The sequence below is a fragment of the Pseudomonas sp. AG1028 genome (assembly GCF_007993955.1).
In the GTDB taxonomy this organism is placed as follows: Bacteria; Pseudomonadota; Gammaproteobacteria; order Pseudomonadales; family Pseudomonadaceae; genus Aquipseudomonas; species Aquipseudomonas straminea.
On record NZ_VIVP01000010.1, the window covers coordinates 60,103 to 74,798 of the forward strand.

The 14,696-nt window shown below is 63.0% G+C and carries 18 protein-coding genes and 1 pseudogene; 5 read left to right on the plus strand and 14 right to left on the minus strand.

The annotated features are described in order from the left end of the window. Nucleotides 1-17: 17 nt before the first annotated feature. The gene (locus tag FB481_RS17375) at nucleotides 18-554 is read right to left on the minus strand and encodes a sugar ABC transporter ATPase (protein WP_147177168.1); all 537 of its coding nucleotides are present in this window, start codon (nucleotides 552-554) and stop codon (nucleotides 18-20) included. A 95-nt stretch (nucleotides 555-649) separates the two neighbouring features. Next, nucleotides 650-1,114 carry a multidrug/biocide efflux PACE transporter gene (locus tag FB481_RS17380; RefSeq protein WP_147177169.1) on the minus strand — a complete coding sequence of 155 codons (465 nt, stop codon included), beginning with the start codon at nucleotides 1,112-1,114 and terminating at the stop codon, nucleotides 650-652. A gap of 85 nt (nucleotides 1,115-1,199) precedes the next feature. Between FB481_RS17380 and FB481_RS17385 the strand changes: the two genes are divergently transcribed. After that, on the plus strand, nucleotides 1,200-2,075 hold the full coding sequence (locus FB481_RS17385) for a LysR family transcriptional regulator (RefSeq protein ID WP_093503496.1): 876 nt from the start codon (nucleotides 1,200-1,202) through the stop codon (nucleotides 2,073-2,075). Nucleotides 2,076-2,092: 17 nt separating this feature from the next. On the opposite strand, the gene FB481_RS17390 is transcribed toward FB481_RS17385, so the two are convergent. Beyond that, the gene (locus tag FB481_RS17390; RefSeq protein ID WP_147177170.1) at nucleotides 2,093-3,556 is read right to left on the minus strand and encodes a DUF945 family protein; all 1,464 of its coding nucleotides are present in this window, start codon (nucleotides 3,554-3,556) and stop codon (nucleotides 2,093-2,095) included. A gap of 164 nt (nucleotides 3,557-3,720) precedes the next feature. Between FB481_RS17390 and FB481_RS17395 the strand changes: the two genes are divergently transcribed. Further along, entirely contained in the window at nucleotides 3,721-4,035 is a 315-nt protein-coding gene (locus FB481_RS17395) for an NIPSNAP family protein (RefSeq protein ID WP_093502551.1), read from the plus strand. A gap of 171 nt (nucleotides 4,036-4,206) precedes the next feature. Here FB481_RS17395 and FB481_RS23390 read toward each other — a convergent pair. After that, nucleotides 4,207-4,341 (minus strand): annotated as a pseudogene (locus FB481_RS23390) (DUF488 domain-containing protein); the annotation flags it as partial. 66 nt (nucleotides 4,342-4,407) lie between these two features. Here FB481_RS23390 and FB481_RS17405 point away from each other — a divergent pair. After that, nucleotides 4,408-5,079 (plus strand): COG3650 family protein, encoded by a 672-nt coding sequence (locus tag FB481_RS17405; protein ID WP_093502549.1) that lies wholly within the window; start codon nucleotides 4,408-4,410, stop codon nucleotides 5,077-5,079. A 277-nt stretch (nucleotides 5,080-5,356) separates the two neighbouring features. On the opposite strand, the gene FB481_RS17410 is transcribed toward FB481_RS17405, so the two are convergent. The 5 genes from FB481_RS17410 to FB481_RS17430 form a co-directional block, all read right to left on the minus strand. Beyond that, on the minus strand, nucleotides 5,357-5,548 hold the full coding sequence (locus FB481_RS17410) for a DUF1289 domain-containing protein (protein ID WP_093507356.1): 192 nt from the start codon (nucleotides 5,546-5,548) through the stop codon (nucleotides 5,357-5,359). After that, nucleotides 5,548-6,072 (minus strand): gamma carbonic anhydrase family protein, encoded by a 525-nt coding sequence (locus FB481_RS17415; protein WP_093507358.1) that lies wholly within the window; start codon nucleotides 6,070-6,072, stop codon nucleotides 5,548-5,550. The genes FB481_RS17410 and FB481_RS17415 overlap by 1 nt, the downstream gene beginning before the upstream one ends. A gap of 22 nt (nucleotides 6,073-6,094) precedes the next feature. Next, entirely contained in the window at nucleotides 6,095-6,697 is a 603-nt protein-coding gene (locus FB481_RS17420) for a CoA pyrophosphatase (protein ID WP_027909787.1), read from the minus strand. 93 nt (nucleotides 6,698-6,790) lie between these two features. After that, on the minus strand, nucleotides 6,791-7,552 hold the full coding sequence (locus tag FB481_RS17425) for an ABC transporter permease (RefSeq protein WP_013790475.1): 762 nt from the start codon (nucleotides 7,550-7,552) through the stop codon (nucleotides 6,791-6,793). Continuing rightward, nucleotides 7,549-8,475, minus strand: coding sequence for an ABC transporter ATP-binding protein (locus tag FB481_RS17430; protein WP_147177171.1), 927 nt, complete (start codon nucleotides 8,473-8,475; stop codon nucleotides 7,549-7,551). Before FB481_RS17430 ends, FB481_RS17425 begins: the two co-directional genes overlap by 4 nt. 239 nt (nucleotides 8,476-8,714) lie before the next feature. Here FB481_RS17430 and FB481_RS17435 point away from each other — a divergent pair, with 239 nt between their 5' ends. After that, nucleotides 8,715-9,026 (plus strand): I78 family peptidase inhibitor, encoded by a 312-nt coding sequence (locus FB481_RS17435; protein WP_013790473.1) that lies wholly within the window; start codon nucleotides 8,715-8,717, stop codon nucleotides 9,024-9,026. Nucleotides 9,027-9,096: 70 nt separating this feature from the next. Further along, nucleotides 9,097-10,008, plus strand: a complete 912-nt coding sequence (locus FB481_RS17440) for a LysR substrate-binding domain-containing protein (protein WP_147177172.1) — start codon at nucleotides 9,097-9,099, stop codon at nucleotides 10,006-10,008. Between the two features lie 81 nt (nucleotides 10,009-10,089). Here FB481_RS17440 and madM read toward each other — a convergent pair whose 3' ends face one another. From madM to FB481_RS17465, 5 genes are all read right to left on the minus strand, one after another. Continuing rightward, nucleotides 10,090-10,854 (minus strand): malonate transporter subunit MadM, encoded by a 765-nt coding sequence (gene madM, locus FB481_RS17445; RefSeq protein ID WP_093507364.1) that lies wholly within the window; start codon nucleotides 10,852-10,854, stop codon nucleotides 10,090-10,092. A 5-nt stretch (nucleotides 10,855-10,859) separates the two neighbouring features. Next, nucleotides 10,860-11,273, minus strand: a complete 414-nt coding sequence (gene madL / locus FB481_RS17450) for a malonate transporter subunit MadL (protein ID WP_093507366.1) — start codon at nucleotides 11,271-11,273, stop codon at nucleotides 10,860-10,862. A gap of 252 nt (nucleotides 11,274-11,525) precedes the next feature. After that, a complete protein-coding gene (locus FB481_RS17455) occupies nucleotides 11,526-12,872 on the minus strand; it encodes an SLC13 family permease (protein ID WP_147177173.1) in 1,347 nt (448 codons plus the stop codon). Nucleotides 12,873-13,126: 254 nt separating this feature from the next. Continuing rightward, a complete protein-coding gene (gene mdcH, locus FB481_RS17460; protein WP_147177174.1) occupies nucleotides 13,127-14,062 on the minus strand; it encodes a malonate decarboxylase subunit epsilon in 936 nt (311 codons plus the stop codon). Next, nucleotides 14,059-14,691 (minus strand): malonate decarboxylase holo-ACP synthase, encoded by a 633-nt coding sequence (locus tag FB481_RS17465; protein ID WP_147177175.1) that lies wholly within the window; start codon nucleotides 14,689-14,691, stop codon nucleotides 14,059-14,061. The genes mdcH and FB481_RS17465 overlap by 4 nt, the downstream gene beginning before the upstream one ends. Between the last annotated feature and the right edge of the window lie 5 nt (nucleotides 14,692-14,696).

Sequence of the window (14,696 nt, forward strand, 5' to 3'; positions counted from 1 at the left end):
TCGCGTCCGCGTCGCTTTCACGCTTCAACCACCGCAACCGGATAGCCCAGTCGCTCGGCAAACTCTTCGAGAAAGCCTGCCGTGAAGCGCGCTTGCGTCCAGCCATTGAAGATGAAGCCAAGGTTGGAAAACGCGCAGGGCTGCAGGAACAGAAAGCCGTTGATGTCGTCTTCATGTCCACACAGTGGGCAGGTGAAGTTGTCGGTTTCGCCGGGCATCCATTCATCCAGGCTTTCGAACAGCGCCTCGCCAATTTCCTGCCGGCACTCGGGGCAACCGGCTTCCTCGAGAAAATCGTCGGTGGGCGTATAGATGCAGCGCCGGTAGATGACTTCCAGCCCGTTGATCGGCAGACCGAACGGCAGCCGCTCGGCAGACTCCACCACCCTGCTCGCCCCCGGCGCAATGGCGTAGGCCATGCCGCTGCGCCCACAAGTGGTCGGCAGCGCCTCGACGATATCGCGCTTGGCCAACCAGCGCAGAATCTGCTGGGCCTTGCGCTCGTGACCGGGAAAGCTGGAGATGCGCGGAACGATGATGCTTTGCGTGGGCATGCCGACTCTTCGAGTGCCTGAAAACCGCGCAGCTTAGAGGGAGCCGCCAGGCGCCCACAAGTCGGTCGGGCCTGACGGTTCCATGCGCTCGCGTCTCAGGAGCATGCCAGGGTGCGAGCCTGGCGGCGGTCGACATAGCGTTCGCGCAGCTTGTCGTAGGCCAGGTTGTAGAGAAAGGCATACGGCAGAAAGAACAGGATCAGGCCGATATCCATCAGGAAAGCAGTGACCAGGCTGACCGACAGCCACCAGGCCGCCAGCGGCACCAGCACCAGCACCAGACCGCCCTCGAACAGCACGGAATGGCTAATTCGCGCCCACAGCCCACGCTTGAAGCCCATGCGTCGCTGCGCTGCATCGAACAGCACGTTGAAGATCATGTTCCACAGCATGGCCACCGCCGAGAACATCAGGGTCAGCACACTGGTATGCGCCAACGGTTTGTCCAGCGCCCAGGCCAGTACGGGTGCACAGATAAACAGCGCGATCAGTTCGAATAGAGTGGCGTGCAGCACGCGCTCTTTCATGGAGCGCACCGCGACGGCGTTGGATTGACTCATGTCAGGCTCCCAAGGGGATGGTGATGGCGCTATTATCATCGGCAAAACTGCCAGACCAAAGTTAACTGCCATCGGCTTAACCGATATGAACTTATCTCCCGAATCACTCCACGCCTTCGCACAGGCCGCCGCGACCGGCTCGTTCAGCGCCGCCGCCCGGCGCCTGGGCAAAAGCCAGTCGACCATCAGCGAGGCGGTCTCCCGGCTGGAAATGGAGCTGGATGTCACCCTGTTCGAGCGCGGTGCCCGCCAACTGACCCTGACCGAAGCCGGTGGCAGCCTGCTGAGCCATGTCGAGGACGTGCTGGCCGCCTCCGACCGCCTGCAACGTCAGGCCAGCCAACTCGCCTCGGGTCTGGAGCCCAAGCTGACCCTGGTGCTGTCCGATGCGTACCAGGCTAGCCGCTATCAGGCGCGCCTGGCGGAGCTCGATGAACGCTATCCGGACCTGGAATTCGAGTGTTTCTTCGCCGAGCACGCCGACGTGCTGGAGCTGGTCGGCCAGGGCCGTGCGCACCTGGGCCTGCTCGCCGCGCGGGCGGTCTACCCACCCGAGTTGGCCCACGCCAGCCTGGCGGATGCGGCGGATTTCGGGCTGTTCGTGGTCAAGGGGCACCCACTGAGCCAGCTGGCCCGCGTACGCCTGGAAGACCTGGCACACTGGCGCGTGTTGCGCCTGAGCAGCCTGGCCGATCACCACGGCGAACTGGACGACCTGCCGGGCAGCGGCGGCCGCTGCTGGTCGGCGCCAGATTATCTGTTACTGCTGGAAATGGCGGTGCTGGGGTTCGGCTGGGCTGCCTTGCCCCGCCAACTGGTGGTGAGCCACGGCGGTGACAGCCTGCATGAGCTGAAGGTCAACGGCTGGCCCAAGCAGCTACCGGTCGATGTGGTCTGGTCCCGCGGCCGGACACTGGGCCCGGCCGCGGCCTGGCTACTGGAACGCCTGCTCAGTGCCTGAGCTGTGGCCAGCCTGGATCACTTCTGCACGACATCTACCGATGGCAACAGCCCGATCAGCCACATGACTGCACGCACGTCATCGTCCTCTGGCAGCAGGTGTCCGTTGACGTACAGTTTCTTATCGGCGCCAAACCTCAGCTTGCTTTCCAACGTTTCTCGCCCAAACCAGGCGAGCCCAATAGCCATGGGAGGTTTGAGCCAGGAGCGAATCAGCTCTTTTGCCATGAGGTCTCTGTCCGCGGGAGTAGCCAGAGCGCCTCTGGGACTCGCCTGTACGATTGTTTCAGCCGTTTCGAACAAGGCAGCCTTGGCGAATGACAGCTGCGCGGAAAATTCCGGCACCAGGCTGAAATCCACGGCGCTGTCTCTGACGATAGCCGGCGAGGCGTTTTGGCGGTCGGGCATAAGCTTCAATGAAATTACCCCGCCACTGTTGCCCGCCAGAGTGCGCCAGGAAAAGTGCTGCAGCGACAGCGATGGCTGCTCGTCGACCACTTGCACCAACGAATTGGCAAACTGCTGACGCGTCGCAGGATCACGACCTTGTCCGGCGGGCTCACGCGGCTGCAGATAGATCTCCAGCACTTGCTGTATTTCGTTGACGCGCAGGCGCTCGGCAGCAAGCTGGGCAGAGATCAGGCCGATCGAATTCTGGCCGATTTTCAGCGACTCGCCAGAGTCGACTTCAAGCGACACGTCCAGAGTGGGCGCACGCTCGCTGGAGCGCAGGGTGAATTGCACCTGCCGAGCCGTGAGGGGAACGGGGCCGAACGGGGAATCCAGTTGCTGCCGCAGCTCGCCAATCTGGCCGCGTACCTGGCCCAGTGGCCAACCCAGTTCACCTTGGCGCAATGTGGCATCGAGGGTGACATTCTTGATGGCCATTAAAGTCGCACCCTGCGGATCGACGATACTCAGCGATTCGAGTCGTGCCTGGAAGGGAAAATCGCTCACGTCCGGCTGCTGGGTACCACTGATGGCGATGGCCGAGGTTTCCAGGCGCTGGCCAGACGGCAGCCGAGCATCCAGCCCCGGCAGCTCGACGCGATAATCAAGCGAGCCATCGAAATTCAGCACCGCCACCGACTGCATGGGGGCGGCAGGCTCTTCAAGTGGCAATCGGGCGAGCAGCCCAACGTAATGGCGCAGATCGAAATCGCCGGCAGCCAATACCGGTTTCAGCTGGCCGGCGGCCAGGCGTTGCCACGGAAACGGCCCATGCTGGAGACGGCCCTCGACTTGCACGACCGGCTGATCCGCGGCACCTAGAAGCCCGGAAACCTGCAGCCTGAAACGGCTGCTGAACAAGGCACGGTCATAGCGCGTGAGCACGACCTTGGCATCACCACGCTGGTTGGCACGCTCCACCGCTTGCTGCAAGGTAGCCTGCAGGCGCTCGCCAGCAGTCCACGCCGCGAACGTCCAAGCGCCAGCCAGCAACATGCTGGTGGTCGCGAGCAAAAGAAGTTTTTTCTTCATGCGTAGGGGTCCTGATGCATGAGGCAGCTGCTTGCAAAGCGGCCACCGAGGCAGGGTCCGACCTGCCGTGATTAGGGGTAATGGCGCACGGCGGTCCCAATCTCGTTGCACAAGCGCTTGCAGCGCGGCTTTGCTAGAGTGGGCATTCCGTCAAGGAGAAGACCATGATCACCTGTTACCTGCGCTACATCATCGACCCATACCAGTTGGCCGAGTTCGAGCACTACGCCAAGTTGTGGATTCCTCTGGTGGAGAAATTCGGCGGCCAACACCACGGCTACTTCCTGCCGTCCGAAGGTGCCAACAACGTCGCCCTGGCGCTGTTCAGCTTTCCCAGCCTGGCGACGTACGAGGAGTATCGCGAGCGTTCCATGCAGGATGAAGAGTGCCTGGCCGCCTTCGCCTACGCCCAGCAAAACCGCTGCATCCTCAGCTACGAGCGCAGCTTTATGCGCCCCATTGGCGTCGAGACTCGTTAACGATTCTTTGGGTTTCTGAGAGTTTGTGGCAAATGAATCGACTGCGATAAAGCAGAAGCAGCCGCCTGTTTCGTGGCAGAAGCTTTAGTCTCGATTGTTCCTGGCTGGGCATAAAGGGCTCGCGGCTAGAGCCGCTCCCACCGGTTCGCAATCGCCCGCTCTCGCCGCGCATGGCGCCACTTCACGCAGCCATTGGTCATGATGCAGCTGATCCTTGGGCATGCCCCATGGCCACAGCCGGTCGACCAGTACCCGGTAGCCGTCAGCCTCTTCAAAGGGCTCTTACACGCGCTTGCAGCGAATCATTACAGGCCCTCCTTGAGATTGCCCGGCGGCCTCGGTAACGTGGCCGCTCGCCAGACGGAGAGCCCCATGCACATCAGCCGCAAAGTCCTAGTATTCACCCTGTTGCCCCTGTTTGCCGGTTGCCAGGTGTACAAGAGCAAACCCGTCGAGGCGGAAAAAGCCCAGACGCGCCTGCAGGGCGAACTGACCCGCGAGAACGGCCAGCTGTGGCTCAAGCCATGCCAGGACCCGCGCCGCTTCGCAATCAGCGAGGGCAGCACGACGCTGATTCAGGATGCCAACGAGCTGCTCGGCAATGGCCACTCGGCGCTGTTCGCCGACCTGCGCGGCAGCATGGGCGCGACGCCGATCAGTGGTGCCGATGGTGCGATGCAGGTCGGGCGCGTGTACCGCCTGCAACCCGAAGGCCATGGCTGCGACGATCCGAACTTCAAACGCACGCTGGTGCGCGCCGCCGGCCAGGAGCCGTTCTGGAGCGTGACGGTGAGTAACCAGGGCATGGTACTCAGCGCTCCGGACCGCGAGCCTGTTGCGTTGCCTTATATGGAAGAACAGCTGCCCGAGGGGCGCATCAACCTGACCAGCGAAGCCAACGGAGAGCGTGTGGAGTTGTGGCTGGCGCCGCAGCGCTGCGTGGACAGCATGAGCGGCGCGGTGCAACACATGAGCGCCCAACTGCGCCTCAATGGCAAGCTGATGCGCGGCTGCGCCGCGTTTGGCGGCGCACGCAACGACTAAACAATGAGCAGGGATGCGCCAAAGGCAGCGCATCCTGTTAGATGCCTACCCGTGTTTTCTGGCTTGAATTCATCTCTTTGGACTGCAAAGGGGCGCGAGCGGCCGGTGAACGGAGTACTTGTAGGAGGGGCTTCAGCCCCGAGCTCTTTGTTTGCCTTGATAAAAAGCTCGGGGCTGAAGCAGATCGCCGCCCGGCCCCTCCTACGGGTTACGCGAACGGCTGCTTCTGCCTTGTAGCAGCCTGTTGATGTCGCTTAAAAAGACCGCAAACAGATCCTTAAAGCAAAATGCCCTTGTCCCGAGCCCGCTCGTGGCAAAGCTGCAGCACCTGACGACGCTCGTCGTTTTCCATGCGGCTCCAGCGGGTGATCTCGTCGACGTTGCGCTGGCAACCGATGCAGATGTCCTCTTCATCCAGCGCACAGACATGCACGCAGGGCGAGGCGACCGGGCGTTCGAGGCTTTGCATCAGTCGTCCTGCTCGGCCAGTTCAGTGGCGTAGCGCTTGGCGTTGTGCACGTAGTGGGCGGCGCCGGCTTCGAGCATCTTCTTCTGCGGTTCGGTGAGCTCACGCACCACCTTGCCCGGCGAGCCCACCACCAGCGAGCCATCGGGAATTTCCTTGCCCTCGGCGATCAGCGCGTTGGCGCCGATGATGCAGTGCTTGCCGATACGCGCACCGTTGAGCACCACGGCGTTGATGCCGATCAGGCTGTAATCGCCTACCGTGCAGCCATGCAACATGGCGTTGTGGCCAACGGTCACGCCGGTACCCAGGGTGAGTGGCGAGCCGGGGTCGGTGTGCATCACCGCGCCGTCCTGCACGTTGCTGTTCTGGCCGATATGAATGAGTTCGTTGTCGCCACGCAGCACGGCGCCGAACCACACGCTGGCGCCCTCGTCCAGGCGCACGTTGCCGATCACCGTGGCGTTGGGGGCGATCCAGCTTTGTGGATGCTGTTCGACGCGGGCTTTGCCCAGGCGGTATTTCATGACGGGAGTCTCGCAGGCAGGTTCACTTGAGGTGAATGTAGTGCTCGGGCGGGCGGCGCATGTCGATGTCAGCGTCGTAAACCAGGTTGACCAGCTCGACCAGCATGATCGCCGTCAGCCCCCAGATCTTGTACTCGCCGTAGCGATAGCTCGGCACGTACCAGCTTTGGCCGAGGTAATCGATGCGGTGAGTAACCTCGCGGGGGTCATTGCGAAAGAACTCCAGCGGCACGGAAAACACCGCGGCGATCTCGCCATCGTTGGCCTGGTAGTCGACGAAATCCGGCACCACGCCGACATAGGGCGTGACCTGAATGCCATGGCGCGACACCAGGGTGCCCAGCGGCCCGACGATCTCTACCAGCCCCGGTGGCAAGCCGATTTCTTCTTCGGCCTCGCGCAGGGCGGTTTCTATCAGGTCATTATCTTCCGGATCACGCCGGCCACCTGGAAACGCGACTTCGCCGCCATGGGTGGACAGGCCGCTGGCGCGCAGCGTGAGCACCACTTCGGGCTCGTCGCTGCGGGTGATGGGCACCAGCACCGCCGCTTCGGGAAAGCCCTCCTGGGTTTCCATGAAACGTGGGCTGTAACCACGAACGCGTTGGAGTAACTCGTCCAGCATGGGCATTCTCGGCATTCTTCTGCGCCGGATAATGGCATGAAAGCGTGGCGCTGCCCAACCCTGCGCTGCCAGAGTCAGCGCAGGGCCAGTGCATCAGCTCTTGAGGCGATAACCGGTTTTGAAAATCCACCCAACAGTCAGGATGCAGGCCAGCAGAAAGCCCAGGATCATGCCCAGGCTGACCATCACGTTGACGTCCGACACGCCGTAGAAGCTCCAGCGAAACGCGCTGATCAGGTACACCACCGGGTTGAACAGGGTCACCGTCTGCCATACCGGCGGCAGCATGCTGATCGAGTAGAAGCTGCCACCGAGAAAGGTCAGCGGCGTGACGATCAGCGCCGGGACGATCTGCAGCTTTTCCCAGCCATCGGCCCATACGCCGATGATGAAGCCGAACAGGCTGAAGGTCAGCGCCGTGAGCACCAGGAAGGCCAGCATCCACACCGGGTGCAGAATCTCGAAATCGACGAACAGCCGCGCCGTGGCGAGAATGATCAAACCGAGCACGATGGACTTGGTGGCCGCCGCGCCGACGTAACCGACAAGAATCTCCAGGTAGGAAATCGGCGCCGACAGCACTTCGTAGATGGTCCCCGAGTACTTGGGCATGTAGATGCCGAACGAGGCGTTGGAAATGCTCTCGGTCAGCAGTGCCAGCATGATCAGGCCGGGAATGATGAAGGCGCCGTAGCTGACGCCGTGCACCTGGGTCATGCTCGAACCGATGGCCGAACCGAACACCACGAAGTACAGCGAAGTGGTGATCACCGGGGTGGCGATGCTCTGCAACAGGGTGCGCCAGGTGCGCGCCAGCTCGAACAGGTAGATGGCGCGGATCGCGTAGAAATTCATGCCTGCTCCTTCACGAGACTGACGAAAATATCTTCCAGCGAGCTCTCGCTCGACTGCAGGTCCTTGAAGGCGATGCCGTGCTGGGCCAGAGCTTGCAGCAACTCGGCGATGCCGGTGTCGTCCTGCTGGCCGTCGAAGCTGTAGACCAGTTCGTAACCGTCATCGCGCAGTTGCAGGTCATCACGCTGCAGCGCTGACGGTAGCTCGGCGAGTGGCTGTTGCAGGTGCAGGGTCAGCTGCTTCTGGCCGAGCTGGCGCATCAGGGTGTCCTTGTCCTGCACCAGGATGATCTCGCCCTTGCGGATCACGCCGATGCGGTCGGCCATCTCCTCGGCCTCCTCGATGTAGTGGGTGGTGAGGATGATGGTCACGCCGCGCTCGCGCAGCTTGCGCACCATGTCCCACATGTTGCGGCGCAGCTCGACGTCGACGCCGGCGGTCGGCTCGTCGAGAAACAGGATCTCCGGCTCGTGGGACAGCGCTTTGGCAATCATCACCCGGCGCTTCATGCCGCCGGACAGTTCCATGATCCGCGCGTCCTTCTTTTCCCACAGCGACAGGTCGCGCAGCAGTTGCTCAAGGTAGGCGTTATCCGGCGACTTGCCGAACAGCCCACGGCTGAAGCGCACGGCCGCCCACACGCTCTCGAAACCTTCGTTGAACAGTTCCTGGGGTACCAGGCCGATCTTCGAGCGCGCCGCGCGGTAGTCGCGCAGGATGTCGTGGCCGGCGACCGTGACCGAACCGCTGCCCGGATTGACGATGCCGCAGATTATGCTGATCAACGTGGTCTTGCCCGCCCCATTGGGGCCGAGCAGCGCGAAGATCTCGCCCTTGCGGATATCCAGGTCGATGGATTTGAGCGCCGGGTGGCCGGACGCGTAGGTCTTGTTCAACTGCTGAATGGAAATGACCGGTTGCACGATACGCCTCGATCCTGAAAACAGCGGCCCATTGTAAAGAAATGTTGCCCTGGGCGCTGCGCCGCCCGGCGATCACGGCCATGCCGACACGAGCTCGGCTGCTGCCTTCAGCAGCCAGGCTGGCGAAAGATGATCGCGGCGCCATGCACCGAATTCGGAACACGGGCACGACAACCGAGTCCGATACACGGCACACTCACGCACTTCACCGCACAACCTTCACACACAAGGATCATGCAATGGCTTTCAAACACCTGATTGGCGGCGCCGCTCTGCTCGCCCTGCTCGCCGGCTGCAGCTCGACCGACACAGCACCCACCCAGGCGTCGAAACCCGCCAACAACAATGGCAAGTGCAGCGCCGAAGCTGCCCAGAACCTGCTCGGCCAGATGGCCAGCGCCGAAGTGGTCGAAAAGGCCCGTGAACAATCCGGAGCCCGCACCGCCCGCGTGCTGTCGCCTGGCGACATGGTGACCCTGGACTACGATTCCCAGCGCCTGAACATCGACATCACCGAAGCCGAAATCATCGAGCGCATCACCTGCGGCTGATTCGCCACAGCGCCAGGCATCTGCGGCACAATCGGGCCACTTCCATATCACCAGGGATTGGATCTGGCCCATGCAGATCGATGAAGAACTGACGCTCAAGAAGCTGGAAATCTTCCTGGCGTTCATGCGCTGCGGCAACCTGGCCCGTGCCGCCAGTGAGCTCAACACCAGCAACGTCAGTGTGCACCGCGCCATCCACTCGCTGGAAAACGCCCTGCGCTGCCCGCTGTTCAAGCACCAGGGCCGCAACCTGATTCCCCTGGAAAGCGCCTACGTACTCGAAGAAAAAGCCCAGAAGCTGATCCAGGACGCCCAGGACATGGTGCGCCTGGCCCGCGAGGCCGCTGGTTTCAGCGCCGAGCGCTTCAAGCTCGGCTCGCTCTACTCACTGACGGTCAAGACGGTTCCGCAATTGATCATGGGCCTCAAGCTGCGCCGTAGTGAGCTGAATATCGATCTGATCCTCGGCTCCAACGTCGACCTGATGTACAAGCTCAAGAACATGGAGCTTGACGCCATTCTCATCGCCCTCGATGACAGCGTCAGCGACCCGGACTGCGAACAGCTGCCGCTGTTTTCCGACGATATCTTTCTGGCGGCGCCCAACGATTCGCCCTTCGCCGAGCACACCGATGTGGATCTGGCGGCCCTGGCCGACGACACCTTCATTACCCTGACCCAGGGCTACGCGACTTTTCGCGATGGCGAGCGGGTCTTCGAGCAGGCTGGTTTCGAGCCCAAGGTAGCGATGCAGGTGAAAGACATCTTCACCCTGCTCAGCATGGTCAGCTCCGGCGTCGGCTATGCGCTGCTACCGGGGCGTGTGGCAGCGGTCTATGAGAACCGTATGAAGTTGATTCCACTGCAGGCCAAATACCAGATGCAGCAGCACATTGGCGTGGTGTTTCTCAAGACCCGGGAACGCGATCCGAACCTGCTGGCACTGCTCGCCGAATGCCGGATGTACAGCCGCCAGGCCTGATGTGCAGCAGGGCACCCCGATTTGCCGAACCGCGACATCCACCGGAATAAAAAAGCCCGCCATGACGGCGGGCAAACAGCATCAACCCATCAAGCCACGCATCAGGAAGTACAGCAGCGATGGCCCCAGCAGGCAGCCCAGCGCGGTATAGAAGGCCGCGGTCAGGCAGCCATAGGGCACCAGCTTCGGATCGGTGGCTGCCAGGCCACCGGCCACACCGCTGGAGGTACCCATCAAGCCACCGAAGATCACCGCGCTGCGCGGATTGTTCAAACCGATGTAAGGCGCCACGAAGGGCGTGGCCACCATCACCAGAATCGCCTTGATCAGCCCCGCGGCAATGGACAGCGCCATCACGTCGGAGCTGGCGCCCAGCGCCGCGCCAGTCACCGGGCCGACGATATAGGTCACCGCGCCGGCGCCGATGGTGGTCAGGCTGACCACATCGCTGTAGCCGAAAGCCATGGCCACCGCCACACCTGCGACGAAGGACGATCCGACGCCGACGAACAACGCCAGCACCCCGGCAAACCCAGCGCGCTTGAGCTCGTCGACACTGACGCCAAAGGCTGTGGCGACGATGGCGAAGTCGCGCAACATGGCCCCGCCCAGCAGGCCAAGGCCGGCGAACAGGGGAATGTCGACCAGACCCTTCTGCCCACCGGTGTAGATGCCGCCGATATAGGACAGCACCAGTCCGAGCAGAATGGCGATGGCCGAACCATGCAGACGCCCCTTCGTGAGCGTGTTGGAAAGCCAGTAGGACAGCCACATGGTGACGCCGATAATGGCGAAGCTGCTGAGCATGGCGTAGCTGTCGACCACTTTCATCATCGATTCATACATGGAGGTCACCGTGGCGCTTTGTTCAGGGGCTGGGAAACAACCTTCGCCTCGACGGCCTGCGTCGGTTGCTGGCCGAGCCGGCACAGCACGGGCACCAGAGCGAAACCGAGAACGACAGCGAGGGTGCCTGCGATGATCGCCATCGGCCCACCGCTCAGCGCGCCGTAGACGTTCTGCTGGGCCGCCATGGCCACTACGATGGGAATGTAGATGGCGCTCCAGAACTCCACGCCCTGCTCGGACTTGCTACTGAGCAGGCCGCGCTTGCTCAGGTAACTGCCGAGGAATATCAGCAATATCATGGCGATGCCTACCCCGCCGACATTGGCGGGTACACCGATCAGTTTGCCCAGCAGTTCGCCGACGAAGATGCCGGCCAGCGTACAGATCGCCAGGAAGGCGACACCATAGATGATCATTGTTGTTGTCCTCGTTTTACGTGTCGAAGTGTTGTTGTTTTTGTGCTTCGCCAAGCACGCTGGCCCCGTGGTAGAGGCTCACCTCCTGACGCCCGTGGCGCCAACTGGCTGTTGTTGCTCACTCGATTGCTAATGGTCCGAACCACGGCTTACAAGGTGAAGATCAATTGCTCCTGAAAGATAGAAGTGTGTTCACCGGCAGTCCGCTCCCTGCACCTGCAGGTGGCGACCAAAGGCCGCCACCTGCGCGGCTTACATCCAGCCTGGCACCACGAATATCAGCCAGGCCAACAGGGGGCCGAAAGCTACCACCAGCCCGCTGTAGACCAGGAAACGACGGAACAGCGCTTCACGCTCTTCCTTCGCCGCTGAAGCCACCACCAGCGCACCGTTGGTGGAGAACGGACTGACGTCCACCACCGTGGAAGATATCGCCAGCGCGCAGATCACCCCGGCCGCGCCGAGCTGGCCCTGCATCAGGAACGGCACCGCCAGCGGAATGGTGGCGCCCAGCACGGCTGCCGAAGACGCAAAGGCCGAGACAATGCCACCGACATAGCAGACCAGCAGCGCCCCCAGGAGCGGAATGCCGATGGCACTGACGCCATGGCCGACGAAATCCACCGCACCGGCCTTCTGCAACACGGCCACATAGGTCACCACACCGCTGATCAGCAGCACCGTGGACCAGCTGATGCCATCCACCGCACCTTTTTGCGCAGACGGAGAAACCAGCGCGATGGCGACCGCGACGGTGATCGCCACCAGACCGACGTTGAGGTCGTACACCAGCGCCGCGATACCCAGCCCCAGCAGCCCGACCAGGGTGATCAGGTGATCGCGGTTGATGCGCACTTCATCCAGCGCCTGCGGGTTGTTGGAAAGCGTGCCGCCGCCTGCACTGACCACCGCACCATGACCTTCGATGGCGAACTGCCGCGACGACGCCTGCACACCGGCGATCAACGGCTCATCTGCCACGGCACGGCCACGGCGCAGCAAGGCGATGCCGCCAAAGGCGAAGAAGCAGATGAACGCCATCAGCAGGTTGAAGCCCAGGCTGGTGAGAAATACCGCCATTTCGGTAACGTCCAGCCCCGCCTTCTGCACCACCTGATTGGTGATGCCGCCATACACACTGATCGGCGAGAAGCCGCCCGCCTGAGCGCCGTGGATCACCAGCAACCCCATCATCAGCGGGTTGATCTCGTACTGTTTGGCAAAGCGCAGCGCGACCGGACCGATGATCGCCACCGCCGCCGGCCCTAGCGCACCGAACGCGGTGAGCACCGCGGTGACGATGAACATTACCCACGGAATGGCCACGATAAGGCCGCGCACGCCTTTGACTGCCCAGTGCACCAGCAGATCGATGGTGCCGTTCTTCTGAGCGATGGCGAACAGATAAGTGATGCCGACCAGCGTCAGGAACAGATCAGCGGGAAAGCCTGCGAGAATCTCCTTGCCAGTGGTGCCGACCCAGATGCCGCCCACGATAAAGGCCAATGCAAAGCCGACTGCGCCCATGTTGATGGGCAGCGCCGTGGCCACGATAAACATGATCACCAGACCGACGATGGTTGCGATTTCCGGACTCATACGCCCTCCGAATACACCTGGTTCGGTTGACTCGACGACGACGCACCACTCATGGGTGCTGCCTGCCCTTGCGATTGCGCGCGCCTGCTCATGCGCGCCTCCGGACTACGCCTACTGGTGACACAGAAATCTGCGGGGTACTGAAACCGGCCTGGGGGAATATGGCGAAGGGGATTTTTCGGTAGGTGATCATTGTTCTTATCCTCGTGACGCATCGAAGTTATTGTTCTTGTGCTTCGGCAATCGGACGTTTGTTATCGGCTCTGGCTCACCTCCTGGCGCAACAGCGCCTCCAGGGTATCCAGGCGCGCGCCCTGAAAGGCAACGACCATTGCCGGCTCGAACACACGCCGGGCCAGGCCACTGAGCACGCTGCCGGGCGGCAGTTCGAGGTGCAGCCGCACGCCTCGCTCGAACGCCGTTTGCAAAACGCCAGCCCAGTCGACGATCCGGCACATGTTGTTGGCCAGGTCGTCACGCAGGGCCTCGGGCTCGCTCAACAGCCGCGCGGTACTGCCGCTCAGGTAGCGAACGGCAGGTCGCCGCAGTTCGACATCGGCGAACGCTTCCCCCAGCCTCGCCGCCGGTTCGGCGAGCAGCACGCAATGCGAGGGCACGCTGACCGCCAACGGCTTCACCGCCCCTGCCCCGGCCGCTCGGGCGCGCGCGCCCACGGCCTGCATCGCCGTGTGGCTACCGGCGATCACCAGCTGATTTTCGGCATTGATGTTGGCCAGGAACACTGGCGACTGCGGCCCATTCACCTCGGCCAGGAAGCGCTCGATGGTATTCAGGTCGAGACCGAGAATCGCCGTCATGCCGTAGCCCTCGGGATACGCCTGCTGCATCAGCTGGCCACGCAGGGCCACCAGCCGCAGCGCATCGGCGAAACTCAGGGCCTCGGCGACCACCGCTGCGGCATACGCGCCGATGGACAGGCCCGCGACGTAATCGGCCGCAAGACCACGGGCCCTCAACAGTCGTGCTCCCGCTACCCCGGCAATCAGCAGGCACAGCTGGACGGCGCGGGTGCCTTGCAACGCCTCGGCTGAATCCAGCTCGGCAAGGGGCTGGCCGAGCACGGCCTCGGCTTCCGCGAGGCACGCGGCTACGATGGGGTCAGCCGGCAAACTATGCAGCATGCCGGGCTGCTGGGCGCCTTGCCCCGGAAAAGCCCACAGCGCGCTCATGCCGCCACCTGCTGGAGTTGCCACGGGTCGCTGACCAGCAGCGGGCCGTTCTGGGTTTTCAACAACACGCGCGGCGCCTCGCCGGCCCATTCACGCAGCGCCACGGCGCCATGGGGTGTTTCCAGTTGCAGGTCGATACGCCCCGGCGCGCCGTCCAGCAGGTGGCACAGGGCACCGGCCCACGCCCGAGACAGAGGGTGGGGTGCGCGCAGCGACAGGTCGAGGTCGCTGTCCGGGTGCGCGGCAGCGATGCCGCTGGCCAGCTCGAAGCCCAGGCTACCAGTGACGCCCCAGGCCAGGCCCCGGGCGTCGAGACGTGGCGCCAATTGGCTGAGAGCCCGCAGCGCCGGCCAATGGGGCTGGGCATGACGGTGCCAGCGCCCGGCCCTGGCGACCGCCTGGGGGCTGACCAGACGACTGATGTCGGTCAGGCGCATCCAGGCCGCATACCGTTGTTCACGCGCAGCGCCGCGTACGCCCACCGCGACCCAACCAGGCTCGGCCGGCGCACGGCGCACCACCACCGGCACATGCCCGCCCAGGGCAGCGCGAGCCCAGGCAGGCGCCTCTTGGGGCAGGTGCTCGGGGCGCAGGCCCCAGAGCAGGTCATGTGGACGGGGGCAATGCATGATCG

Coding starts and splice junctions, on each gene's coding strand:
- FB481_RS17375 (WP_147177168.1), bottom strand. CDS start 554: ATGCCCACGCAAAGCATCATCGTTCCGCGCATCTCCAGCTTTCCCGGT.
- FB481_RS17380 (WP_147177169.1), bottom strand. CDS start 1,114: ATGAGTCAATCCAACGCCGTCGCGGTGCGCTCCATGAAAGAGCGCGTG.
- FB481_RS17385 (WP_093503496.1), top strand. CDS start 1,200: ATGAACTTATCTCCCGAATCACTCCACGCCTTCGCACAGGCCGCCGCG.
- FB481_RS17390 (WP_147177170.1), bottom strand. CDS start 3,556: ATGAAGAAAAAACTTCTTTTGCTCGCGACCACCAGCATGTTGCTGGCT.
- FB481_RS17395 (WP_093502551.1), top strand. CDS start 3,721: ATGATCACCTGTTACCTGCGCTACATCATCGACCCATACCAGTTGGCC.
- FB481_RS17405 (WP_093502549.1), top strand. CDS start 4,408: ATGCACATCAGCCGCAAAGTCCTAGTATTCACCCTGTTGCCCCTGTTT.
- FB481_RS17410 (WP_093507356.1), bottom strand. CDS start 5,548: ATGCAAAGCCTCGAACGCCCGGTCGCCTCGCCCTGCGTGCATGTCTGT.
- FB481_RS17415 (WP_093507358.1), bottom strand. CDS start 6,072: ATGAAATACCGCCTGGGCAAAGCCCGCGTCGAACAGCATCCACAAAGC.
- FB481_RS17420 (WP_027909787.1), bottom strand. CDS start 6,697: ATGCTGGACGAGTTACTCCAACGCGTTCGTGGTTACAGCCCACGTTTC.
- FB481_RS17425 (WP_013790475.1), bottom strand. CDS start 7,552: ATGAATTTCTACGCGATCCGCGCCATCTACCTGTTCGAGCTGGCGCGC.
- FB481_RS17435 (WP_013790473.1), top strand. CDS start 8,715: ATGGCTTTCAAACACCTGATTGGCGGCGCCGCTCTGCTCGCCCTGCTC.
- FB481_RS17440 (WP_147177172.1), top strand. CDS start 9,097: ATGCAGATCGATGAAGAACTGACGCTCAAGAAGCTGGAAATCTTCCTG.
- madM (WP_093507364.1), bottom strand. CDS start 10,854: ATGTATGAATCGATGATGAAAGTGGTCGACAGCTACGCCATGCTCAGC.
- madL (WP_093507366.1), bottom strand. CDS start 11,273: ATGATCATCTATGGTGTCGCCTTCCTGGCGATCTGTACGCTGGCCGGC.
- FB481_RS17455 (WP_147177173.1), bottom strand. CDS start 12,872: ATGAGTCCGGAAATCGCAACCATCGTCGGTCTGGTGATCATGTTTATC.
- mdcH (WP_147177174.1), bottom strand. CDS start 14,062: ATGAGCGCGCTGTGGGCTTTTCCGGGGCAAGGCGCCCAGCAGCCCGGC.
- FB481_RS17465 (WP_147177175.1), bottom strand. CDS start 14,691: ATGCATTGCCCCCGTCCACATGACCTGCTCTGGGGCCTGCGCCCCGAG.